19 protein-coding genes are annotated in these 24033 nt (G+C 70.5%); 14 read left to right on the top strand and 5 right to left on the bottom strand.

Annotated elements, in window-relative coordinates:
• Window positions 1-67 precede the first annotated feature (67 nt).
• On the top strand, window positions 68-3163 hold the full coding sequence (locus tag ACGF8B_RS30070; RefSeq protein ID WP_392744865.1) for a ThuA domain-containing protein: 3096 nt from the start codon (window positions 68-70) through the stop codon (window positions 3161-3163).
• A gap of 66 nt (window positions 3164-3229) precedes the next feature.
• Here the strand turns inward: ACGF8B_RS30070 and ACGF8B_RS30075 are convergent, their stop codons facing one another.
• Complete coding sequence (locus ACGF8B_RS30075; protein WP_392744867.1) at window positions 3230-4366, bottom strand: aminoglycoside phosphotransferase family protein; 1137 nt, start codon at window positions 4364-4366, stop codon at window positions 3230-3232.
• Window positions 4367-4597: 231 nt separating this feature from the next.
• Here ACGF8B_RS30075 and ACGF8B_RS30080 point away from each other — a divergent pair, with 231 nt between their 5' ends.
• Window positions 4598-6097 (top strand): hypothetical protein, encoded by a 1500-nt coding sequence (locus tag ACGF8B_RS30080; protein WP_392744870.1) that lies wholly within the window; start codon window positions 4598-4600, stop codon window positions 6095-6097.
• 167 nt (window positions 6098-6264) lie between these two features.
• Here ACGF8B_RS30080 and ACGF8B_RS30085 read toward each other — a convergent pair whose 3' ends face one another.
• Window positions 6265-7737: a PP2C family protein-serine/threonine phosphatase gene (locus ACGF8B_RS30085; protein WP_392744873.1), complete on the bottom strand. Its 1473-nt coding sequence runs from the start codon at window positions 7735-7737 to the stop codon at window positions 6265-6267.
• A 390-nt stretch (window positions 7738-8127) separates the two neighbouring features.
• Between ACGF8B_RS30085 and rpmG the strand changes: the two genes are divergently transcribed.
• Window positions 8128-8298 (top strand): 50S ribosomal protein L33, encoded by a 171-nt coding sequence (gene rpmG / locus ACGF8B_RS30090; protein ID WP_392744875.1) that lies wholly within the window; start codon window positions 8128-8130, stop codon window positions 8296-8298.
• A 193-nt stretch (window positions 8299-8491) separates the two neighbouring features.
• Here rpmG and ACGF8B_RS30095 read toward each other — a convergent pair whose 3' ends face one another.
• The gene (locus ACGF8B_RS30095) at window positions 8492-9166 is read right to left on the bottom strand and encodes a YoaK family protein (protein ID WP_392744877.1); all 675 of its coding nucleotides are present in this window, start codon (window positions 9164-9166) and stop codon (window positions 8492-8494) included.
• A 75-nt stretch (window positions 9167-9241) separates the two neighbouring features.
• On the opposite strand from ACGF8B_RS30095, the gene ACGF8B_RS30100 reads away from it, so the two are divergent.
• The 4 genes from ACGF8B_RS30100 (at window position 9242) to ACGF8B_RS30115 (ending at window position 12315) form a co-directional block, all read left to right on the top strand.
• A complete protein-coding gene (locus ACGF8B_RS30100) occupies window positions 9242-9979 on the top strand; it encodes a tyrosine-protein phosphatase (RefSeq protein WP_392744880.1) in 738 nt (245 codons plus the stop codon).
• Window positions 9980-10135: 156 nt separating this feature from the next.
• Window positions 10136-10912 carry a DUF4389 domain-containing protein gene (locus tag ACGF8B_RS30105; protein ID WP_392744883.1) on the top strand — a complete coding sequence of 259 codons (777 nt, stop codon included), beginning with the start codon at window positions 10136-10138 and terminating at the stop codon, window positions 10910-10912.
• A 42-nt stretch (window positions 10913-10954) separates the two neighbouring features.
• Complete coding sequence (locus ACGF8B_RS30110; protein WP_392744885.1) at window positions 10955-11470, top strand: DinB family protein; 516 nt, start codon at window positions 10955-10957, stop codon at window positions 11468-11470.
• Between the two features lie 329 nt (window positions 11471-11799).
• Window positions 11800-12315, top strand: coding sequence for a lytic polysaccharide monooxygenase auxiliary activity family 9 protein (locus ACGF8B_RS30115; RefSeq protein ID WP_392744888.1), 516 nt, complete (start codon window positions 11800-11802; stop codon window positions 12313-12315).
• Between the two features lie 291 nt (window positions 12316-12606).
• Here the strand turns inward: ACGF8B_RS30115 and ACGF8B_RS30120 are convergent, their stop codons facing one another.
• Window positions 12607-13326, bottom strand: a complete 720-nt coding sequence (locus ACGF8B_RS30120; protein ID WP_392744891.1) for a hypothetical protein — start codon at window positions 13324-13326, stop codon at window positions 12607-12609.
• A gap of 430 nt (window positions 13327-13756) precedes the next feature.
• On the opposite strand from ACGF8B_RS30120, the gene ACGF8B_RS30125 reads away from it, so the two are divergent.
• Window positions 13757-14416 carry an HAD family hydrolase gene (locus tag ACGF8B_RS30125; RefSeq protein ID WP_392744894.1) on the top strand — a complete coding sequence of 220 codons (660 nt, stop codon included), beginning with the start codon at window positions 13757-13759 and terminating at the stop codon, window positions 14414-14416.
• 71 nt (window positions 14417-14487) lie between these two features.
• Here ACGF8B_RS30125 and ACGF8B_RS30130 read toward each other — a convergent pair whose 3' ends face one another.
• Window positions 14488-15258 (bottom strand): hypothetical protein, encoded by a 771-nt coding sequence (locus ACGF8B_RS30130; protein ID WP_392744897.1) that lies wholly within the window; start codon window positions 15256-15258, stop codon window positions 14488-14490.
• Window positions 15259-15620: 362 nt separating this feature from the next.
• Between ACGF8B_RS30130 and ACGF8B_RS30135 the strand changes: the two genes are divergently transcribed.
• The 6 genes from ACGF8B_RS30135 to ACGF8B_RS30160 all read left to right on the top strand — a co-directional run bounded on the left by ACGF8B_RS30135 (window position 15621) and on the right by ACGF8B_RS30160 (window position 24030).
• A complete protein-coding gene (locus tag ACGF8B_RS30135; RefSeq protein WP_392744900.1) occupies window positions 15621-18161 on the top strand; it encodes an ATP-dependent Clp protease ATP-binding subunit in 2541 nt (846 codons plus the stop codon).
• Window positions 18162-18469: 308 nt separating this feature from the next.
• Window positions 18470-19249, top strand: coding sequence for a S1 family peptidase (locus tag ACGF8B_RS30140; RefSeq protein WP_392744902.1), 780 nt, complete (start codon window positions 18470-18472; stop codon window positions 19247-19249).
• 69 nt (window positions 19250-19318) lie between these two features.
• The gene (locus ACGF8B_RS30145) at window positions 19319-19744 is read left to right on the top strand and encodes an ankyrin repeat domain-containing protein (RefSeq protein WP_392744904.1); all 426 of its coding nucleotides are present in this window, start codon (window positions 19319-19321) and stop codon (window positions 19742-19744) included.
• Window positions 19745-20567: 823 nt separating this feature from the next.
• The gene (locus tag ACGF8B_RS30150; protein WP_392744906.1) at window positions 20568-21071 is read left to right on the top strand and encodes a hypothetical protein; all 504 of its coding nucleotides are present in this window, start codon (window positions 20568-20570) and stop codon (window positions 21069-21071) included.
• Window positions 21071-22459 carry a hypothetical protein gene (locus ACGF8B_RS30155; protein WP_392744908.1) on the top strand — a complete coding sequence of 463 codons (1389 nt, stop codon included), beginning with the start codon at window positions 21071-21073 and terminating at the stop codon, window positions 22457-22459. The genes ACGF8B_RS30150 and ACGF8B_RS30155 overlap by 1 nt, the downstream gene beginning before the upstream one ends.
• Window positions 22456-24030, top strand: coding sequence for a VWA domain-containing protein (locus ACGF8B_RS30160; protein ID WP_392744911.1), 1575 nt, complete (start codon window positions 22456-22458; stop codon window positions 24028-24030). The genes ACGF8B_RS30155 and ACGF8B_RS30160 overlap by 4 nt, the downstream gene beginning before the upstream one ends.
• Window positions 24031-24033: the final 3 nt, after the last annotated feature.

Genomic DNA, 24033 nt, shown 5'->3' on the forward strand with positions numbered 1-24033 from the left:
CTCGTCCGCAATCCGCAGAGAGGACCCGCTCGTGAGCCGTCACCGATTGTGCTGTCATGTCCGCGACATGCGACGTACGTTCATCGCGCTGCTGGGCGCACTGCTCCTCGCGCTGACCGCACTGCCCGCGACCGCAGCCACCACCGGCAAGGCCCCTGCCTTCCGCGCACTGCTCTTCACCCGCGCCGTCGGCTATGTGCACGCCTCCATCCCGGCCGGCATCCAGATGTTCAAGGAGGAGGCGGCCGCCGGCAATTTCGAACTCGTCGAGACCGCCGACCCCGCGGTCTTCGACCCGGCGAAGCTCAAGGACTTCGACGTCGTCGTCATGCTCCAGAACTCCGGCATGGTCTGGGACACCGACGGCCAGCGCGAGGCGATGCAGTCCTACGTACGCGGCGGTGGCGGCGTCGTCGCCCTCCACAACACCCTCGACATGGGCATCGAGGACACCTTCCCCTGGTGGGACGAGGCCATCAACGGCGGCGTCCACATGCCCGCCCACTCACCCGGCGTCCTCCAGGGCACCGCCAAGGTCGCCGACCGGGTCCACCCCTCCACCGCAGGGCTCCCCGAACGCTGGGAGCGCCCCGAGGAGTGGTACAACTTCGACCGGAACCCCCGCGGTGACGTCCACGTCCTGGTCACCGCCGACGAGACCACCTACGACCCCGGCGGCTCCGCGATGGGCGCCGACCATCCGATCTCCTGGTGCCGCAACACCGAGGGCGGCCGGGTCTGGGCGACCGCCATGGGCCACGACACCGCCTCGTACAGCGAAGCCGCCTTCCGCACCCATGTCATGGGCGGCGTCAGGTGGGCCGCGGGCAACAAGCCCGGCGACTGCGGCGGCACCGTCTGGAGCGGCTACGAGAAGGTCGCTCTCGACGACAACACCGCCGACCCGATGGAACTCGACGTCGCCATGGACGGCCGGGTCTTCTACGTCCAGCGCAGCGGCGAGATCAACATCTACGACCCGGCGACCCATGCCACCACCACCGCCGGAAAGCTCGACGTCTACACCGGCGGCGAGGACGGCCTGGTCGGCATGGAACTCGACCCGGACTTCATGAGGAACCACTGGATCTACCTCTACTACGCCCCCGCGGGCGCCACCGAGGACGTCAACCGGCTCTCCCGCTTCACGGTCGAGGGCAACACCCTCGACCCCGCCAGCGAGAAGAAGGTCATCGACGTCCCCGCCTACCGCGACCGCAGCTTCCCCGAACCCGGACACACCGGAGGCGCCGTCGAGTTCGGCCCCGGCCGCACGCTCTACCTCGGCGTCGGAGACGACACCCCGCCCAACCTCGACCCGAACTGGCAGGGATACGCCCCGCTCGACTGGCGCGAGGGCAAGCAGATGCTGGACGCCGCCCGCACCGCTGGCAACACGAACGACCTGCGCGGCAAGATCCTGCGCATCAAGCCGAAGGACTCCGGCGGCTACACCGTCCCCAAGGGCAACCTCTTCGCCCCCGGTACGGCCAGGACCCGACCCGAGATCTACGCGATGGGCTTCCGCAACCCGTTCCGCTTCACCGTCGACCCCAGGACGGGCTACGTCCACGCCTCCGACTACGGCCCCGACCGCGGACTGCCCACCACCGACCGGGGACCCGAGGGCCTCGTCGAGTACAACGTCATCAAGAAGGCCGGCAACTTCGGCTGGCCGTTCTGCCACGGCAACAACCAGGCCTACGCCCCGTACAACCCCGACACCAAGGAGGTCGGCGCCAAGTTCGACTGCGCCAAGCCCGTCAACCCCTCACCCAACAACACCGGTCTGACCCAACTCCCGCCCGTCCAGCAGCCGGAGATCTGGTACGGCTACGGCGCCTCCGAGGAATTTCCCGAGGTCGGCAGCGGCGGCTCGGCCCCGATGAGCGGCCCCGTCTACCACTACGACGGGAAGAATCCCTCCACCACGAAGTTCCCCGCCTACTTCGAGGGCGCGAGCTTCTTCTACGAGTGGTCGCGCGACTTCGTCAAGGAAGTCCGCTTCGACAAGGACCAGAAGGTCCTGAAGATCAATGACTTCCTCGCCACCCAGAAGTTCAACAAGCCGATGGACATGACCTTCGGGCCCGACGGCTCGCTCTACGTCCTCGAATGGGGCAGCTCGTTCGGCGGCGGCAACAACGACTCCGGGCTCTACCGCATCGACTACGCCCAGGGGCAGCGCGCCCCGGTGGCCAAGGCCGCCGCCTCCGCCACGGACGGCCCCGTACCGCTGAAGGTCGACTTCTCCAGCGAGGGCAGCAACGACCCGGACGGAGACACGCTCAGCTACGCGTGGGACTTCGACGGCGACGGTACCTACGACTCCACCGAGGCGTCGCCCAGCCACACCTACACGGCCAAGGGAGACTTCGCCGCCCAGCTGAAGGTCACCGACTCCACCGGCAAGTCCGGCTACGCCAACATCCCCGTCACCGCAGGCAACACGGCGCCGAAGGTGACCATCGAATTCCCGGTCAGCGGCAGACTCATCGAGTTCGGCGACAAGATCCCGTACAAGGTCACGGTCACCGATCCCGAGGACGGCCCGGTCGACTGCACCAGGGTGACCGTCAACCCGGCCCTGGGCCACGACGACCACGAGCACCCCACCACCGACATCCCCGGCTGCGAGGGCACCGTGGACACCGGTGACCTGGGCGGCCACCCCGAAGGGGCGGACCTCACCTACGTACTCAACGCCAAGTACACCGACAAGGGCGGCGACGGAGTCTCCGCACTGACCGGCTACGGCCGCGCCGTGCTCCAGCCGAAGCACAAGCAGGCGGAGTACTACGACGCGCAGTCCGGCACCCGGATCGTCGCCCAGGAGGGCGCCGAGAACGGCAAGCGGATCGGCGACATCTCCGACGGCGACTGGGTCGCGTTCGACCCGATGAGTGTCGAGGGAATCGGCACCGTCAGCTACCGGCTGTCCTCACCGAACGGGGTCGGCGCGATCGAACTCCGCGCGGACTCCGCCGACGGCCCGCTGCTCGCCACCACCCCGGTGCCCAACACGGGCGGCTGGGACAACTACGAGGCGACCCCGCCCGTGCCCGTCCAGGAACTGAAGGGAACCCACAAGCTGTACCTCGTCCTCACGTCCCCGCAGGACAACTCGTTCGACATCGACGCGGTCGACTTCAAGAGCCCCTGACGTACCCCGGCGCGCTGCGGGCCCGGTGTGTCGGCACCGGACCCGCAACGCGCATCCCCGGCAGGGTCAGCGGGTGCCGACCGCGGCACGCACGGCCCTGCGGGCCATCGCGCAGTCGTCGTGCAGCCGGCGCAGCAACAGCCGCTGCTCCTCGCTCGACGACAGCGCGCCCGGGCGTTCATGACCGGCGCCCGAGGCCGTCGAATCCCGCATGGCCCGCTGGACGGCCGTCTCGTACGTACGGATCTCGCGGGTCAGCACCAGCATCAGGTTGACCAGGAACGCGTCTCGCGCGGCCGGTCCGTTGGCCTGCGCCAGCTGGCTGATCTGACGCCGCGCCGCCGGTGCGTCACCGAGGACCGTCCACAGCGTGGCCAGGTCGTACCCGGGCAGATACCAGCCCGCGTGCTCCCAGTCCACCAGCACCGGACCCGTCGGCGACAGCAGGATGTTGGAGAGCAGGGCGTCACCGTGACAGAACTGCCCCATGCCCTGCCGCCCGCCCGCGTGCGCCAGACCGTGCAGCAGCTTCTGCAGATCACCCAGGTCGCGGTCGGTGAAGAGCCCCAGCTCGTGATAGCGCGCGATCCGCGAGGCGTAGTCGAGCGGGGCGTCGAACAGCCCCGGCGCCGGCCGCCAGGCGTTGACCCGGCTGATCGCGCCCAGCGCGGCCCGGACATCGGCACGGGGCGGAGCCTCCGAGGGATGCCGGGTCAACGCGGCCACCCGGCCGGGCATCCGCTCGATCACCAGTGTGCAGTTCTCCGGATCGGCCGCGATGAGCCGCGGCACGCGCACCGGCGGACGGTGCCGGACGAACGCACGATATGCAGCTATTTCGTGACGGAACCGCTCCGACCACGCCGGCGAGTGGTCCAGTAAGCACTTGGCGACCGCGGTGGCCCGGCCGGTGGAGCCCACGAGCAGCACCGAACGGCCGCTGCGGCGCAGCACCTGGACGGGGTTGAACTCGGGGCAGATCCGGTGCACCGAGGCGATCGCCATTCTCAGCTGCGCCCCCTGCGGGCCGGACAGGTCCAGCCGGCCGCTGAGCGGCGGGCCGACCGTCCCGGCCGGCCGGCGGGGCCGGACCGTGCCGGGCGCCGGGGGAGCGGCGTGCGGGGAGAGGTACGGACCGCCGCCCGCCCCCAGGGGACGGAGCGGCCGGGGCGGGGCGGTCACGGAGGACGATGCTGTGTACATGGGCGAGACAGATCCCTTCGCGCGCCGACAAGTTGCGTGCACCGCCCCGGCCGGCGGCCGTTCGGCACCCTGGGGAGTACCTAGGGCTGCCGGGCGGGGTGGCGCTTTCCTACCTGACACCGGCAGGCGGGTGGCAGACCAACTGGCGGACCCTGGCGAACCCTGGCGAATTGTCGCAAGGCCTCTGACAGGGGGTTACTGTCGACACAGCCGAGAACCTGGGGGCTTGACGTGACCGGAGAACCCAACACCCGCCTGTCCGACCTGTTCGGCCTCGCCGGCTGGTCCAAGGGCGAACTCGCGAGAATGGTGAACAGGCAGGCGGCGGCCATGGGCCACCCGCAACTGGCCACCGACACCTCGCGGGTGAGGCGCTGGATCGACATGGGGGAGTCCCCCCGCGATCCCGTGCCGAAGGTGCTGGCTGCCCTGTTCACCGAGCGGCTCGGTCGTGTCGTGACCATCGAGGACCTCGGGTTCGGCCGACGCGGGCGTGTGGGGAAGCGGCGGGAGGCCGGGACGCAGGACAATCCCGACGGACTGCCGTGGGCGCCCGAGCGGACGGCAGCGGTCCTCACCGAATTCACGGGAATGGACCTCATGCTCAACCGACGCGGCTTGGTGAGCGCGGGCGCCGCGCTCGCCGCAGGATCGACCATCACCGGCCCCATGCACGACTGGCTGCACTCCGACCCCGTACTGGCGGCCGACGCGCCAAGGATCGAAGACCCGCTGCACGCGGACCCGGCCGGTTTCGACCGGTACGAGGCCGCGCCCATCGGGTCGGACGAGATCGAGGCGCTCGAACGGTCCGTCGAGGTGTTCCGCGCCTGGGACGCCTCACGGGGCGGCGGACTCCAGCGCAAGGCCGTGGTGGGCCAGCTCAACGAGGTGGGCGGCATGCTCGCCTACCGTCACCCCGATCATCTCCAGCGCAGGCTCTGGGGCGTGGCGGCCAACCTCGCGGTACTCGCGGGTTGGATGTCCCACGACATCGGCCTCGAACCCACCGCCCAGAAGTACTTCATCATCGCGGCCCACGCGGCGCGCGAGGGCGGCGACCGTCCCCGCGCGGGCGAGGCGCTCTCCAGGGCGGCCCGTCAGATGGTCCACCTGGGGCGTCCCGACGACGCCCTGGATCTGATGAAGCTCGCCAAGTCCGGTTCCGGGGACATGGTTCTGCCCCGCACCCAGGCGATGCTGCACACCATCGAGGCCTGGGCACAGGCGTCCATGGGCCGCGGCCAGGCGATGCGGCGCACGCTCGGGAAGGCCGAGGAGCTCTTCACCTCGGACAAGACCGATGTGCCGCCGCCCAGTTGGATGCAGATGTTCGACGAGGCGGACATGCACGGCATGCAGGCCCTGGCCTTCCGTACGCTCGCCGAACACGATCCGTCGGCGGCGATCGTGGCCCAGCGTCACGCCAAGCTGGCGCTGGAGCTGCGGGCCAACGGACGCCAGCGGTCCAAGATCTTCGACTACATCTCGCTCGCCTCGGCCTGCTTCATCGCCGACGATCCCGAGCAGGCCGACCGTTACGCGCGACTTGCGCTGGTGACGATGGGGGAGACCTCCTCGCACCGTACCTGGGACCGGCTTCGCGAAATGTACCGGCTCACGGGCCAGTTCGCGGGCTACGCGAGGATCGAGGACCTGCGGGAGGAGATCAAGCTCTCCCTGCCGCAGAGCTCCATCATCAAGCAGCGCAGGCGGTCCTCGGAGATCTGACCTGCGGGCGCCGCGACGAAGGGGCGCCCGGCACTGACCATCCGACCACCGTCTTTCCTGCTACCGGCCGTCCGAGCACCGCACCCGTGGGCGGGCACGCCCTCCTGCGTACTGCGTCGTGTCCGGTGTTCCGTGTGTCCGTGATCCTGTACGCATGCCGTCGTGCGCTATGCCCCGATGCGGGCGATCAGCACGCAGGCGTCGTCCAGGCGTTCGACGCCGCCGAACTCCGCGACGACGGTCCGCAGGCACTCCTGTGCCGAACGGGCCTGCGCGAACCGCGGTGCCAGAGCCGGCAGCGTGTCCGGGCCCGCACCCCGGTCGCTGTGACGGTTCAGTCCGTCGGTGTGCAGTACCAGCACGTCGCCGGGCAGCAGGCGCACTTCGTCCTGCTCGTACGCGACCCCGGAGGCCGCGCCGAGCAGGACCCCGTCCGGCGCGGGCAGCGGACGCCCCACACCGTCGCGGAACAGCAGCGGCGCGGGGTGTCCGGCCTGTGCCCAGACGAGGGTGCCGGTGGCCGGATCGACACGGCAGCACACCGCGCTGCCGAGAGCGGGCTGAACGGAGGACTCCAGTAACTGATTGAGGTGCCCCATGAGAGGACCCGGCTCGATGCCGGCCACGGCCATGCCGCGCAGCGCGCCCAGCAGCATCGCCATGGCCGAGGTGGCCTGGACGCCGTGCCCGGTCAGATCACCGACCGTGAGCACGGTCCGGCCGTCCGGCATTTCCAGCGCGTCGTACCAGTCGCCGCCGATGAGTGAGCTCGACTCCGACGGGAGGTAGTGGGCCGCGATGTCCAGGGCGCCGGGCCCCTGCGAGGGAAGCCGCAGCGAACCCCGCCACGGCGGGAGCACGGCCTCCTGGAGTTCGACCGCCAGACGGTGCTCGGTCTGCGCCCGGTGCTCCCGGCTGCGCAGCGAGTCATGGGTCCGGCGCACCGCCTGCTGGCTGCGCCGCAGCTCGCTGACGTCACGCAGGACGGCCCACATGGAGGCGGTGCACCCGTGTGAATCCAGGACGGGCTCGCCCATCATGTGGAGCGTGCGTACCCGGCCGTCGGTCCGCGTGATGCGGAACTCGCCGTCTATCGGCTTGCCGTCCACGAGGCAGTCGGTCACCAGAGCGGTGAGCAGGGGCTGGTCCTCGGGAAGGAGCATGGACGGGAGCTCGTCGAGCGAGAGCGGTCCTGCCGCGGGGGGCCTGCCGAAGATCTGGAACAGTTCCTCGGACCAGCTGACGTCGTCGGTGAGCAGGTTCCACTCGGCGCTGCCCACCCGGCCGATCAGCGAGCCGGGCTTGGGCTCCTCGTAACGCTCCCGCGGGTCCTCCCGCGACGACGTGTCCTGCGCTGCTCCCGGCGCCGGGATCCGTGCGTGGTGCTGCGCGGTCCTGGGCGGCAGGCCCTCCCTGAGCTGTCCCAGGTGTGCCCCGAGGTCGTCGAGATGGTGGACCGCGAGATCGCAGAGCGCCCGCTGCCAACGGAGCTGCGGGTCTTCCTCGTCGATCAGCACCGTGTCCCGCCGCACGGCATCCACGTCGCCACGGAGCCGGAGGGTCCGGTTGATCAGGGCATCGACGGTGTCGCGCTCGGGCGGTTGTGGGGCGGGGCGGTCCGCGGACAGAGGGGACGGCATCTCGTACTCCGATACAGGCGCGGCACGACCAGGTCTGAAGGGTGGGCCGAAGATGACTGTGGCACAGCCTGCGGGAGCCCGTAAGTGATTTGGCAACACTCGAGACGTTGTTGCTTCTGGCATATGTCACAGGCTGCGCAGGGCGTCGGTCCGTCGAACACCCTTGCTCTCGACGGACGTTGGCGCAAGTCATCCGGCGTGTGGGGACGGTTGTGCGCCCGCGTGCGGCGTCCTCTCACCGCACGCCGGTTCCGGTCGGGGGCATATGCGGGGCGCCGTCGCCCGGCGGCGGGAATGCGGCGGTGAGCCGTCGCGTTACGTCAGCAGAACGAAAACGACACCCATTCCCATCGTGGGGAGTGGGGTCGGTGCGAGAGTCTGGAGGTGCCCATGGCACGCAGTGGGACCCGCCCTGTCGTGACGCTCCGGTCGACGGCCGGAACGGGGCAGAGCTATGTGACCCGCAAGAGCCGTCGCAACAACCCCGACCGGCTGGTGCTGCGCAAGTTCGACCCCGTGGCGGGTCAGCACGTGCTCTTCCGTGAGGAGCGCCGACCGTGAAGTCGTAGGGGGTGCAGGGGGCGCGTCCCGTGCTGTGGATCACAGTGCGGGGGGCGCGTTTCCGGGAACGGGAAGTGGTGGTTTATCGTTCACCCATATGTGGATGCCGCGCACCGCGCCCACCTTTGAGCCGCCCCGGCTGGATTCCCCCGATCCGGCCGGGGCTTTCCTCTGTCCCGGGAATCGTCGCAGGTCAGCTCCCTGAGGTCCGCCGGTGTGCCAGCTCTGCGAGCAGTGCGCCCGCTGCCGGGACCGCCGCCACCGCGGCAGCCGCACCGGGCCACAGGCGCACGGTCAGCGCGGTCACGGCCGCGCCCGCCACGACCGCGACCAGCCGGCCGGCCACCCAGTGGTCCCCCCGCTCCCAGGACCGCAGCGCCGCCCGGCCGACCAGGGCGGTGAGCGTGCCGGTGAAATAGTTCGTGGGCGTCGCCCGGATCCGGCCCTGGACTCCCATGGCCACGGCGATGAGTGCCAGCAGCCCGAGCCGGTCCCCGCCCGAGGCGATCAGCCCCAGCGCCCACAGCACGGCCGCGGCCGCCAGCAGGACCACCTCCACCAGCAACATCACCGGCAGTGACCACCGCAAACGCTCGCTCATCCGCGCACCGCAGCCGACGCCGACGGCGTACGCGACCAGCGCGGTGATCACCCGCAGCGCCACGCCTTGCTCTCCGGCGCCGGCGGCGGAAGCTCCGAGCAGCACCAGATTTCCCGTCATCACCCCGGCGAAGACCTGGCCGACGCAGATGAAGACGAACGCGTCGGCCGCCCCGGAGGCGGCCGACAGGAGCAGCAGGGCCCATTCGCCCCATCGGCCGGGCCCGGCACGGCGGGCGGGGGCAGGGCGACGCTCGGGAGTGGACACGCCTGCATTCTCGTTTCGAGCCCGCACCACCGCGATGTCGACGTACTCGGCCGTGGGGCTCTAGAGTCCTCCGCCGTGAACAGGCACCTGGCATTCGAGCGACTGCACAACTTCCGCGACGTCGGCGGCTATCCGGGGGACGGCGGCCGACCGGTCCGATGGGGCCGGCTCTACCGGTCCGATTCACTGGGCAAGCTGCGCGGCGCGGACGAGGAGCGCTTCCGGGCCCTCGGGATCGGCACGGTCATCGACCTGCGGTACGACTGGGAGATCGCCGCCAAGGGCCGAGTGCCCGAGGCGCCGGGGCTCCGCTACCACAACCTCAGCATCGAGCACCGGCCCTACGACCAGGCCGCCCTGGGGCCGGAGGTGGAGACCGGGCGCTTCCTGGCCGACCGCTACGCCGAGGTCGCCCACGACGGAGTGGTCGAACTCCGCCGCGCCCTGGAAGTGATCGCCGACGAGAACAGCGGTCCCGTCGTCTTCCACTGCGCGTCCGGCAAGGACCGGACCGGGCTGCTCGCCGCACTCGTCCTGTCCCTGCTCGGTGTGGCCGAGGACGACATCGTCGCCGACTTCGCCCTCACCGGGCTCGCCACCGAACGGCTGCTGGCCGACTGGCGGGCGGACCATCCGGGCCTGGAGCCCCGCTGGCCCGGATACGGCACGGCGCCCGCCGACATCATGCGGTTCTTCCTGGCCGACCTGACCGCCACACACGGCTCCGTCCACGCCTACGTCACCGAATTCCTCGGTACGGACGACAAGTTGGTGGCCGCACTGCGCGGAAGGCTGCTCGAACCCGCCGGGTGAACCCGGCCACCCGGCCACCCGTACGCCGTGGAACCACCTCGAAGGGGCGGCCCCCGTTCGGACCATTGCCGATTGCGGGGCGCCGCCACCCGGCCCAGCGTGGGGAGACGTCGTACGCGCCGACGGCGTACGGACCACCCGCCGACGAGGAGCGACATGGCCGACGCCCAGTGGAGTCCGGGCCCGAGGGCATGGACCGCCGCCGAGTGGCTGCCCGTGCTGGACATCGTCGAGCCGCCACGGCAGCGCCGGCTCACCGTGCTGGTGCGGCTGCTGATCCTGATCCCGCACTTCATCGTGCTGTTCTTCCTGCACATCGCGGCCGTGCTGACCGTCATCGTGGGCTGGTTCGCCGCCCTGGTCCTGGGGCGGCTGCCCGAACCGCTCTTCCGGTTCCTCGCCGGATACCTCGGCTACCAGGTGCGGGTCGGCGCCGGCAGCATGCTGCTCGTGGACCGGTATCCGCCGTTCGCCCTCGACCCCCCGCCGGACTACCCGGCCCGGATCGAGGTCAGACCCACCGCCCTCAACCGCCTGGCCGTCCTCTTCCGGCTGATCCTGATGATTCCGGCGGCCGTCGTGCAGAGCCTCGCCGTGGCCGGCTGGTGGACTGTGGCGATCATCTGGTGGCTGATCACCCTGATCCTGGGACGCATGCCCCGCCCCCTCTTCGAGGCCACGGCCGCCGTGCTCCGGTACGAAATGCGCTTCTGCGCCTACGCCATGATGCTCACTCCGGCCTACCCCAAGGGCTTCTTCGGCGACGACGACCTCTCCGTACCGCAGCAGCAGCCGCGCTCCGCCACGCGACCGCTCGTCATGGGCGGTGCGGGAAAGTGGCTGCTCATCCTGTTCCTGGTGCTCGGGGCGGCCACCTCCATCACCACGTCCTCCACGACCGACCGGTCGAGCGGGTCCACCGACGGCAGGTGAAAACCCTCCACGGCCACGTGGCGGGCGAGGCATGATCATGGCATGACATGGACAGCACCCGAGGTTACGCGCACATCCGGTTCACTCGTGGCCGGCGAGCGGGAGATGCTCACCGGCTACCTCGCATGGTTCCGCAGCTCCCTGCTTCACAAATGCACGGGCCTGACCGGGGAGCAACTCGCCCGACAGACCGTGCAGCCTTCGAACCTCACCCTGCTCGGGCTGATCCGCCACATGGCGAAGGTCGAACGGGTCTGGTTCCGGGAGCGGTTCGCCGGGCAGTCGTTCGACTCCATGTACGACCCGGCGAAGGGCAAGGACGCGGACTTCGAGGACCTGGACCCGTCCCGCGCGGCCGAGGACTACGCCCGCCTCGTCGAGGAATGCCGGCTCGCGGACGAGATCGTCGCCACCGCTTCGCTGGACGACACCTTCGTCCATGGCGGCGAGGAGTTCTCGCTGCGCCTGATCCACCTGCACATGATCGGTGAGTACGCACGCCACACCGGCCACGCCGACCTGGTGCGGGAGGGCGTGGACGGCGCGACGGGGTGGTGACGCGCCACTGGACGGAGGCTCCGCGCCGGCGGTGCGCGGGCCGGTGGGCCCGGCCCGTCGTCCGGCCCGTCGCCGGGTGCGGCCGAGGCGCCGCCCGCCCGGCGAGGGGTGGTACCGAATGTTGCCGGGCTCCTTGACGTGAACGCGCCGATGGGTATGGTCTAGTCCAAGTGCAGGGCCCTGCCGGACGTCGCGAGTCCCGGGCGTACGCGGCAGGTTCCTGCCGTGCCCTTCGCACTTCTTGGCCCCCACACTGGAGAGGCCGGTCTGCCACCCCCGGGCCCCCACAGCCCGCTCGTGTGCGGCGACGCCTCATGTGAAGGAGAAGCATGCACGCGAAAAGGAAAACGGCCGCAGTCATCGGTGCCTTACTCGCCCCCGCACTGGTCCTGAGCCTTCCGGTCGGCTCCGCCAGTGCCCACGGATACATCTCGTCGCCTCCGAGCCGCCAGGCCCAGTGTGCCGCCGGAACGGTGAGCTGCGGGGAGATCAAGTACGAGCCGCAGAGTGTGGAAGGCCCCAAGGGGCTGACCAGTTGCAGTGGCGGCAACAGCAGGTTCGCCGATCTCGACGACGACTCCAAGGGGTGGCAGGTCACCCCGGTGGGCCGGAGCACATCGTTCCAGTGGGTCCTGACCGCCCGGCACGCCACGAGCACCTGGCAGTACTTCGCGGGCGGCCGGAAGATCGCGGAGTTCAACGACAACGGTGCGCAGCCCGGCTCCACCGTCACCCATCAGGTCGACTTCGGTGGCCTGTCGGGCAGGCAGAAGGTTCTCGCGGTGTGGAACATCGCGGACACGGCCAACGCCTTCTACGCCTGCATCGATGTGAACGTCGGCTGACCGAGGGGCCCGGCCGACGGTGCGCCGAAGCCCTCGCCCACTCGCGCGGGCCTCGGCGTACCAACACACGGAATCGCCGCCGCCTGCACCGGTGCAGGAGCATCGAGCAGCTGAGCGTGCCCGTCAAAACGACCGAGGTCCGGTTGCGCGTCCTCGGCGCCCGTGCCAACCCGCACGTGGCGAAGCCGGTTCTGTACAAGGCCTCCTGACCCGGACGATCCAGGGTGCGGGGCGCGACGGACGACCTCCGCCGCGCCCCGCACCCGCACCGCCGGCCCGGTGGGACAGCGGCTATGTCGCGCGGTCCTCCCGGTCATGGACACGCCGGGCCTGCGGCACACAGCAGTGGGCGGCGGAGGGGGCGGCGGGCGTGCTCCGGGCGATGTGCTCGGCCCGTGTCCGGTACTCCGCATCGTCGGTGACCGGGTGCATGTCGGTCCAGTAGATGCTGAGCATCGTGCGCAGCGTCGTCGGATCCTGCCCGGGGCCGGTGGGCACGGTCAGCCGGTCGAGGTGCCGCCACAGTTCGTGGTCCGCCGGCTCGGCGCCGCCGCCGTTGCGGGCGTGGACCGCCTGATGGCGTTGCACGGCGACGGCCAGTTCGCGGAGCGTCTCCCGGCTCTGCTGACCGGAGTTGAGGCTCTGCGCACGGTTCACGTTGCGCTGTTCCTGGCCCAGTTCGGAGATGGCTCGCTGGACGCGCTGGTGAAAGTTGGCGGTGCGGCGCCGCAGCGATTCGAATTCGGCCCGGGTGGCGAACCACTCGCGCTTGCCGGCCTCACCCCGGGCGAAGCACTCGATGCGGAACTCCTCGCGCTCCGTCTTCCGGCGGCGCAGTACGCTCGCGGTGCGTTCGTGGACATGCGTGAGGATCTTCCGGGCGCGCGGCAGATTGTCGGGATGCGTGATCGCCGCCCACGTTCTGGCGTCGCGGGTGGGCGGGTGAATGTTCGAGGTGAGAATCTGCTCGAACTCTTTGTCGGCGAGCTGCGCGAGGTCCTGGGCGTCCACTACTGGCCTCCAAGCCGGTGTTGGGCGGTATGTGCCCAGCGTGGCGTATGTCACTGACAAGAACGTAGAAATCCGGAAATAGAACGCACCGAGGTGGAGGCGTACGCAAGCCATGTTTCTGACGATGTGTCAGGTGTGGTGATTCGGTCCGCTCCCGGCCGCAGTGGTCAGCGGGCACGGTCCACAGGAGACCGCCGGGTCGCCGAACCGGTCGTCGGTGCGCCGAGGCCGCCGGGTGCGGACGAGCCAACACGCCGGTCCCGCAACGGAACACGGCCATCCTGCGCATGTCCGAAACTGGATGCCACGAGTCAACGGGCCCGGCCGGTGCTTGCTCCTTCCTGACCCGCTGCTCGTACTGGTCCGCTGCTGATACCGGCCCGGGTCGGGCCGGGACCTGGGGACATCGCACGGCGCTATGCTGCAGCCCATGACCCGGAGCCCTCTCGAACTGGTGATCTTCGACTGTGACGGTGTCCTCGTGGACAGTGAACGGATATGCGTCAGGGTGGACGCGACGGTCATGGCCGACCTGGGATGCCCGTTCACCGAAGCCGAGATCATCGAGCAGTTCGTCGGCTCGTCCGGCGAGGTCTGTACGGCGGCCGTCGAGCAGCGGCTCGGGCGCCGGCTGGAGAAGGACTGGCAGCAGAAGTACGAGCATCTGTACCGTACGGCGCTGGACGCCGAACTGACCGCTGTCGAAGGCGTCGCCGAGGTACTGGACCGCCTCACCACCCCCGTCTGTGTCGCGTCGAACGGCGATCACGACGGCATCAGGCGCAACCTCCGGCTCACGGGGTTGAGCGACCACTTCGCGGAGAACATCTTCAGCGCCGACGATGTCGCGACGGGCAAGCCGGCCCCCGACCTCTTTCTCCACGCCGCCCGCTCCATGGGCGTGGACCCCGGACTCTGTGCGGTGATCGAGGACAGCGCGTACGGGGTCCGGGCGGCCCGCGCCGCCGGGATGAGGGCCTTCGGCTACTGCGGCGGTCTCACACCGGCCTCACGGCTCGAAGGGCCACGTACCACCGTGTTCGACGACATGGCCCAACTCCCCGGGCTGCTGGCGGCCGTCACCCACTGAGGCAGGGCGTGATCAACCGGTCGTGGCGGAGGAGAGGCTGCCTCGCGCCGAGAAACCCACCGGGCCCGTCCTCAGGAGCGCCACAACGGCGCGCGCACCACATCGTTCTCGGAGACCCCGCAGTTGATGCCGTTGACGACCTCGTCCGCCTCGATGTCCCAGCCCACGACACCGTTGCCCTTGCGCCCCAACTCCACCAGACGAGCGCGTTCATTCCCCTCTCCGGTGTTCACATCGCATTCCACAACACTTGTCCAGGAGCGGCCGTCCACCGCCCCGGCCAGCGCGATCAACGGAAGCACCACCCCGGCCAGCAGCAGGGCGGCCACGGCCGCGGCGTCGGCGGAGTGCTGGAGCCGGCCTGAGGGGGAGGTACGGGTGCGCTTGCCGCTGCCGCGCTCGCGACGTCCGGTGCGGTACTCGACGATCACGCCGAGCCGCAGCGCGTACGAGGCGACGGCCACCGCGGCGCCCCACCACCATCCGTGGAAGGCCCCGACCACCAGCGCGAAGGTGAGGGGGACGACGGCGGCCACCAGCAACGTGTGAACGACGGAGCTGTCCGCGTGCACCCGGGCTCCGCCCTTCGCGGCGAAGTACGCGTATGTGGTGCGCGAGACCACTACGGCGAGCACCGAGGCGAGCAGCGCGGTGTTGAGGAGCATGCCGATCAGCACGTCCGGCCAGTTGGACGGCTCCATGGCGACCAGCGCCTCGCTCGCCTCGCCTCCGCCGCCGAGCGTCCAGGCCAGCTTGAGGACGGGCACGGCGAAGACGACCGCCAGCAGGATGATGTGGCCGGGGCCGCCCTTGAGATCCTCCGCCTTTTCGTTGTCGCTCATGGCGCAAGTCTTGGCCGCGTCCGGGCGGTCGGCGAGGCGACCTGCCGGGGCCGTCGCCCGCGCGGTGCGGCACGGCCGCCCCGGATGCCACCCGAACGGCGTACTCCGGGCCGGTCCGTCACATCGCCGGGAAGTCTGTGACGCGGTGCAGGGCAACGGCCGCCGGCGTTGGGTGGTCGCCCGCGCCGTTGCGAGACGGGATGGGCGTTGGTCTAGTGAAATCACCTGTCGATGGGGGCCACGGGGCGACTGCGACGCGCCGCGGTCCCGGGCACCTCACGTCCGTGTCCGGCGCAGGGCGATCCCGGCAGGCGTACCGCTCGCGCTCTCCACTACCCACCCGCACTCACTGGACGGTGACCATGACCATGTCCTCCTTCGGCTCCTTCGGCGGCCCGGACCCGTTCAACGAACTGCTCAACCGGTTCTTCGGGATGTCCCCGGCATCCTCACCGCCACAGGTGCAGCGGGTTCCCATCGGGCGGCTGCTGACCGAATCCGCCCGTGAGCTGATAGGCCGGGCGACCACACGTGCGACCGAGGACGGCAGCCGGGACCTGGACACCGAGCACCTGCTGTGGGCCGCAACCCAGGTGGACCCGGCGCGCACCCTGCTCGCACAGGCCGGGGCGGACCCCGACGAGCTGGGCAAACGGATCGCGGAAGTCCTGCCGGGCGAGAGCGCCACCCCGTCCGCGGAGCCGAGCCTGACCCCGGCCGCCAAGCGTGTACTCCTGCAGGCCTATGAGCGTTCGCAGGCGGCCGGGGTCTCCTACATCGGGCCCGAGCACATTCTCGGCGCGCTGCTGGACACCCAGGAGTCCGGGGCGGCCAAGCTGCTCGGTGCCTACGGCACGGACACCGGCAAACTGCGGCGCGAGGCGGACAACGCGGCACGGGCCGACGGCACCCCGGCGGGCGGAACGAGCGACACCCCGACACTCGACCAGTACGGACGCGACCTGACCGAGGAGGCGAAGGCCGGGAAACTCGATCCCGTGGTCGGCCGGGCCGAGGAGATCGAGCAGACCGTGGAGGTCCTCTCGCGACGCTCCAAGAACAACCCCGTGCTGATCGGTGAGCCCGGCGTCGGCAAGACCGCGATCGTGGAGGGAATCGCCCAGCGCGTCGTGGCCGGGGACGTCCCCCGCACCCTCAAGGACAAGCGGGTGATCGCCCTGGACCTCTCCGGCCTGGTGGCGGGCTCCCAGTACCGGGGCCAGTTCGAGGAACGGCTCAAGAACGTCATCGACGAGGTCAGCGCCGCCGCGGACTCGACGATCCTGTTCATCGACGAGCTGCACACCGTGGTCGGCGCCGGAGCGTCCGGCGAGGGCGCCATGGACGCGGGCAACATGCTCAAACCGGCCCTGGCCCGCGGTGAACTGCACGTCGTCGGCGCGACCACCATCGACGAGTACCGCAAGCACATCGAGAAGGACGCCGCGCTGGAGCGCCGTTTCCAGCCCGTCATGGTGCCCGAGCCGACGGTCGAGGAAACCATTCAGATCCTGGAGGGCCTGCGGGACTCCTACGAGGCCCACCACCAGGTCCGTTTCGCCGACGACGCGCTGGTGGCGGCGGCCGAGCTGTCCGACCGCTACATCAGCGACCGTTTCCTGCCGGACAAGGCCATCGACCTCATGGACCAGGCGGGCGCCCGGGTGCGGCTGCGGTCGCTCGGCAGGTCCACCGAGGTCGTCTCCCGCGAGGACGAGCTCGCCAAGCTGAAGCGGGAGAAGGACGAAGCGGTCGCGTCCGAGGACTTCGACAAGGCGTCCGGGCTGAAGCTCCGGATCGCGGAGACCGAGGCCGAACTCGCCGGTGTCGAGGAACGGCGCGAGGGCGTCATGGACGTCACCACCGCCGACATCGCCGAAGTCGTGTCCCGCCGCACCGGCATCCCGGTCACGCAGCTCACCGCCAGCGAGAAGGAGAAGCTGCTCAAGCTGGAGGACGCGCTGCACTCCCGTGTCGTCGGCCAGGACGAGGCGGTCACCGCGATCGCACAGGCGGTGCGCCGCAACCGGGCCGGAATGGGCGACCCGAACCGCCCCGTCGGCTCCTTCCTCTTCCTCGGGCCCACCGGTGTGGGCAAGACCGAACTGGCCAAGGCGCTCGCGGAGTTGCTCTTCGGCGACGAGAACCGCATGGCCCGCTTCGACATGAGCGAGTTCCAGGAGAAGCACACCGTCTCGCGGCTCGTCGGCGCACCGCCCGGATACGTGGGCCACGAGGAGGCCGGCCAGCTGACGGAGAAGGTGCGCCGCCAGCCGTACAGCGTGCTCCTGTTCGACGAGGTGGAAAAGGCGCACCCCGACGTCTTCAACACACTGCTGCAAGTTCTCGACGACGGGCGCCTGACCGACGCGCAGGGGCGAACGGTGGACTTCCGCCACACCGTCGTCATCATGACGTCCAACATCGGTGCCCAGCGCATCCTCGCCCACAAGGGCGATGTCTCCGAGATCCGCGACGACCTGATGGGCGATCTGCGGGGTCACTTCCCGCCGGAGTTCCTCAACCGGGTGGACGAGACCATCATCTTCCACGGCCTCGACAAGGAGGACCTCGGGGAAATCGTCGACCTCATGCTCGACGGCAGCAAGCGCCGTGTACGGGCCCAGGACATGGAGCTGGAGGTCACCGAGGCAGCGAAGAAGCTCCTCGTCGCGCACGGCCACCAGCCGGAGTTCGGCGCCCGCCCGCTGCGCCGCACGATCCAGACCGAACTCGACAACCGGATCGCGTCCCTGTTGCTGAGCGGCGAGGCGGAGCCGGGTGACACCATCGTCGCCGACGTGAAGGACAACGCCCTGGTCTGCTCGACCCGGCGCCCGGAGACCTCTGCCGCGGCGGAGACGGAGGCCGGGGCCGGTACCGGGGCGGTCGCGGCCGAGTAGGCTCCGACGCCGCAGATCCCCGGCTCGGCATCCCGGGCTCCCGGGCTCCCGGGCTCCCGGGCTCCCGGGCTCCCGGGCTCCCGGGATGCCGGGATGCCTGGACCCCGAGCTGTCCGGTTCCCCCGGCTCCCCGGTGATGGCAGGGCTTGTCGCACAGTCCCAAGAACTGTGCGACAAGCCCTGTGCGGTGTTCCGGCAGCGTCCGCGCGATTCGGACCGGCCGATCACGGAACCCCGGCTCCGATCTGCGCATCCTCCTCCACACGACGCGCGGCCACCGGCCACGCAATGTGTCCTGGGGGGACCACATGTTCACGTTCAACAGGCGTTCCGCGGCCGCCGCGCTGGCCGCCTCCGTCCTCGCCGCGGCCGGTCTCGCGGCCACCGCGACTCCTGCCGCCGCCGTCCACGGCGGGCAGAACACCACCGTGGTGGACCACCCGTACGCCATGCTCATCGAGACTCCGGACGGCGAGCAGTTCTGCGGCGGCACGCTGGTGGCAGCCACCAAGGTGCTCACCGCCGCGCACTGCATCGAGGACGCCCCCGAGCCCCGCGACCTGCTGGTCATCGGCGGGCGAACGGACATGAGCAGCACCAAGGGGACGGTCCGGCACGTCGCGTCGGTAAGGATCCACCCGAAGTTCGCCGCGGCCACCCTCACCTACGACGCGGCGGTGATCACCCTCTCCGAGCCGATGCCGTACGCGTCTCTCAAGCCGGCCGGTCCGAAGGACTCGGCTCTCTATGCCGCGGGGAAGACCGCGAAGACCGTGGGCTGGGGCAAGACCGCCACCGACACCCCCGGGAAGCGGCTCAAGTCGGCCACGCTCACCCTGGCGCCGCTCAAGGGGTGCGCGCCCTTCACCGAGCCGGGCGAGTCCGCCGCGCTCAAGGTGTGCGGGATCCCGGCCGCCAAGACCCACGACAGCGTCTGCCGGGGCGACTCCGGCGGCCCTCTGGTCGCCGGGGGCAAGGTGATCGGTGTGGTCTCCACGGGCAACAAGTACTGCGACGACCAGTACCCGGTGTCCGTCTTCACCCGGGTCAGCGCGATCGCCGCGGGGCTCGGTCTCCCGGTCGGGTGATCGCAGGCCGGTACCCGGCGGGCCGGAACGGCTGTCCACGCCGCGCTGCCGGCCGCTAGCCTCGCTCCCATGAACCGGCGGCGGCGCAAGAAGCTCTCCCAACACCTCGGCACAGCAGTCCTCATGGGCCGATCCGGCCGGGTGAAGACGATCCTCCGGGCCGGGGCCGACCCGGATCGGGCGGACAGCGAAGGCGTCACCCCCCTCTACCTGGCATCCGTGAACGGCGAAGCCGAGATCGCCCGGTTGCTCCTGGTGTCCGGGGCCTCACCGGACACCGAGAGCGGCGGACTCGGCTCGGAGGGCACGCCCTTGTGCGCGGCCGCGTGCTGGGGACACACCGAAGCGGTGCGCGAACTGCTGGCGCACGGAGCCGATCCGAACCTCCGCGAAGATCACGGCGCCGGCCGCTCGCCCCTGGACTGGGCGCAGGCCGGCCCGCATGCCGCAACAGTCGCCCTCCTCATCGCTGCGGGAGCCGTCGCGCGTACCTGAGGAGTGCCCGGACCACGACCGTCTGAGCCTTCTCCTCCGAAGACCGGGGAAGCCGGGGGCCGGGGGAGGGGCGGTCGGAAGAGGGGCGGTCCGCGCCCTTGCCGGCAATGGGAAGTGTGTTCCGGGGGTGAACCTCGCGACCCGTACGGGTGATTGACCCCTCCGTCGCCGCGACGGCGCGCCGAGCTGCGGCTAACTCTGCTGCTTGTGATTCAGAACCTGCTGCGTACCGCCACGGCGGTCGCATTCACCGCCCTGCCCCTCACCCTTGCGAGCCCGGCGCTCGCCGGAGAAAGCTCCGGCGCACCACGGACGAGCTCCGGCGCACCACGGACGAGCTCCGCCGCGCCGCAGTCGAGCTCCCTTGCTCCACAGGCGAGTCCGTGTGCTGCCGTCGTGGCGCCCGTCGGGCAGTTCTGTGTGCCGTCGCCGAAGCAGTGCTTCACGACGCCGTGTCCTCAGTACGATCTCGTCGCCATCCCGTTCCACCCCCTGTCCCCGGGCAGTGAGGCCATGATCTCCCCGGGCCCCGCGCGCACTTTCTGACACCCGCCTGGCGGGGGCGCCCTCCGCTGTTCGCCGGCCCTTGTCGCATGCGGACGACGCCTCACTCCGGTGCTGAAACGTTGATGCCCTGCCGCGCGGCCACGACCGCACTTCGACGGTCGCGGCCGTGCGGTGGGGCACACCCATGTCCGGCCGAGGGCGGTGGACGAGGCGGTTCCGCGGCCGCGACCGGGCATTGTCAGTGCCCGTAGGTATGTTCGGTCGTGTCCTGCCGTTGTGGCGAGGAAGTCGCCCTGGTGCACATAGGAGTGGTGCGTTGTCAGACTGGGAGAGGTCGAGCACGGCACGGGTGACAGCGCCCGCGCGGCCGCGCAAGCTGGCCAAAGTACCGTTCGTCGAACTGGCCGACGGACGCCTGCAGGGTGTGGTGTCCAGCGGCTCGGACATCGGGCGCGTCTACGTGTCGTCGGTCGCCGCGGCCACCTACACATTCGCGTGCAGCACCAACAACAACCGTCCCTGCGGCGGAGCGCGGGGATCGTTCTGCAATCACATCCGGGCCCTGATCAACGAGGCGGTGCTGCAGTACGGCGCCGAGCGTGTCGCACGCTACCTGAGGGTCGAGCCGTCGGACGGGGAGCCGAGCGCGCATACCATCACCGACGGCATGGGCGCCGCACGTCCACCGCAGGGGGACACCAAGGCCGCCGCGCCCGTCTTCAGCCGGTTCCTGCGCCATCTCGCCTACCTGGAACTCACCCCGACCACGGCACCACTGCCGGAGATGCAGTGGTTCCCGCCGACCAGGGCGGTGGCGTGATGCGTGCCGACCTGTTCGCGGAGGACATCACCGGGCTCGACGAGGTACTGGCGGCCGTCGACGGCTTCGACCGGGCACTTGTCGGGGGCCTGCTCCGTCCCCAACCCGCCCAGAGCGCCGGTCTGACCGGACTCGCCCATGCCGTCGCAGGGACGCCGCTGGCCGCGAGGGTCGCCGAGGCGGCCGAGAAGGCGGCGGGCGGAGCCGCGAACGAAGACCACTTCGTCGCACTCGCCGCCGCCCGCACCGCGCTCCTCGGCTCCGTCCACGACGCGCTGATGAGCCGTATCGAAGAGGCGACCGGCCGACCCCGCGGCGAGGCGACCGCCCCCGAACCCGCCGGGAAGCAGGTGGCGAACCTGCTCACCGCCGCCCGCTCCTGGCTCTCCGACCTGGCCCGCTCCGGATGGCAGGGCATCGATCACGACCTGGTCTCCGGCGCGGCGCCGGTCGTCTCCGCGATGCTTCCCGATCCAGGACTGCGCCGACTGGCGACGCTTCTCGACGGCTTCGCCGCCGAACTCGCCGCGTCCTGCCCGGGCGCTTCCATGGAACGGACTCCGGTACGCCGCTGGGCCGATCTGTGGTCACGTGCTCTGCTGCTCACGGTGCCCGGCGCGGCCGACGCGCCGATGAACGGTACGGCCACCGGCCGTCTCCTGCCTCTCGGCGTCGACGTCCATGAGCACGCGACCGCCGTACAGGTCCAGGTCCACGCGGTGTTCGAGCCCGCCGACGGCACGGCGCCCCGCCTGGTGCGCGCCGGGATCGCGGTCCCGAAACCCGACACGGTCGTCGGAGCAGGTCTCTGGCAGCTGCTCCGCCCGCACATGTCGTTGCTGACCGCCGTCAGTGAGGGGCGGTCGATGGAGCTCACCGACATGCCGGTCACCGCGGAGGGCGACCTGATCTGGAGCGACGAACGCGCCGGCCGGGGCGAGCCCGCCGACGCCTTCGCCACCGCCCGCGTCGCCCTGCCGGCCGCCACCGACGAGGCGACAGCACCCCTGGACCGGCACCCGGCGCGCATCGCCGTCCCCGTGTTCCTGGAGGGCTACTCGGTCCAGAAGGATGACGGCACACTCACGTTCACACTCCCCGGTGGCCCCCTGGCCGTCGACACCGACCGCATTCCGACCGCCGGACCGCTCACCCCCGAGGCCGTCGCGGCATCCGGCGCCTGCATCGGACTGCTCCGCTGGGACGCCGGGACGTATCACGTGCAGCCCCTGGCCGTCGAGACGACCGTACGGAAGAAGGCCGTCGCGATCCACGCCGGGGGATGGGCCGGCGGTACCACAGACAAGGCCGGCGTCAAGGCCGAGAAGGCCGCCACCGACGCCGTGGCCGTGCTGCGGGAGCGTGCGGGAAGGCTGCTGCGGAAATGACGGACCACAACACGACGGAGCGGACTGCCGGGAACGGGCCGCTTCAGGGCGACGAAGTTGCTCGGGCCCCGCAAACACTCCAGACCGCGCAGGCCTCTCCCGTCCTGCGGACTCCGGAGGCGGATCCCCAGGACAACCGCCGTCAGGTCCTGTACTGGCGGCTGCTGGCCCGGCTCTTCGACTCCGAGGAACAGGGCACGCTGGAATCCGCGAGCCTCGCGGTCGTCGAGGACATCGGCCTGCCCTCCGCGCTGCTGGACCCACAGGCATCCGTCGACTCGATCGTGCAGCGCCACCCGGAGCTGGCCACGGAGTTCGACGGCCTGATGGCACCCGCCTCCGAACCCGTACCCGAACCCGTACCTGCCTCCGACTCCGCTCCCGGCCCTGACCCCGATCTCGGATCCGGGACCGCCGAGGCACGCGACCGGGCCGCCGAAGTGCGGCGGGCGGCCCTGGTGTCGAAGGTGCTGCTCAACGTCTTCGCCACCGGCTCGGGCACGGTCACCGCCGGACAGCTGGCGGGCTGGCAGTCCGACGCGGGCTGGCTGGAGCGCGCACTGGGCTGCCGGCCCGGCGAGCTGCGCGGCGGTCGTGCCGGGGGAGGGGCCGGCGGCCGAGGCGCCGGCCCGACCGGCACCGGCGGCGGGCGCACGACCCCCGACCTCAGCCGGCTGATCCCGGCGATCGGCCCGGAACTCGGCGCCATCGAGGCCGACCTCGTCAAGCGGATGCACCTGCGCGAGGTGCTCGCCGACCCGAAGCTCGCCTCGCAGCTCACCCCGAGCATGTCGCTGATCGAGCAACTGCTCAGGGACAAGAACAACCTCTCGGGCACAGCCCTGGCCAACGCCAAGGATCTGATCCGCCGCTTCGTCGACGAGGTCGCCGAAGTACTGCGCACCCAGGTGGAAAAGGCCACGGTGGGCGCCCTGGACCGTTCCGTCCCGCCCAAGCGGGTGTTCCGGAACCTCGACCTCGACCGGACGATCTGGAAGAACCTCACCAACTGGAGCCCGGAGGAGGAACGGCTCTACGTAGACCGCCTCTACTACCGGCACACGGCCCGCAGGACGACACCCCAGCGGCTGATCGTCGTCGTGGACCAGTCGGGCTCGATGGTCGACTCCATGGTCAACTGCACCATCCTGGCGTCCATCTTCGCCGGGCTGCCGAAGGTCGACGTCCACCTGATCGCCTACGACACCCAGGCCCTCGACCTCACCCCATGGGTGCACGATCCCTTCGAGACCCTGCTGCGCACCAACCTCGGCGGCGGCACCGACGGCACGGTGGCCATGGCACTGGCCCAGCCGAAGATCGCGGAGCCCCGCAACACCGTCGTGGTGTGGATCTCCGACTTCTACGAATGGCGGCACGAGCCGCTGTTCGAGAGCATGGTCGCCATCCACCGATCGGGAGCCAGGTTCATCCCGGTGGGGTCGGTCACCAGCTCCGGCCGCGGCAGTGTCAACCCGTGGTTCCGTGAGCGCTTCAAAGACCTCGGTACGCCGGTGCTCTCCGGCCACATCCGCAAGCTCGTCAACGAGCTCAAGACGTTCCTCGCCTAGAAA

The organism is Streptomyces sp. NPDC047917, assembly GCF_043204345.1.
Taxonomy (GTDB): domain Bacteria; phylum Actinomycetota; class Actinomycetes; order Streptomycetales; family Streptomycetaceae; genus Streptomyces; species Streptomyces sanglieri.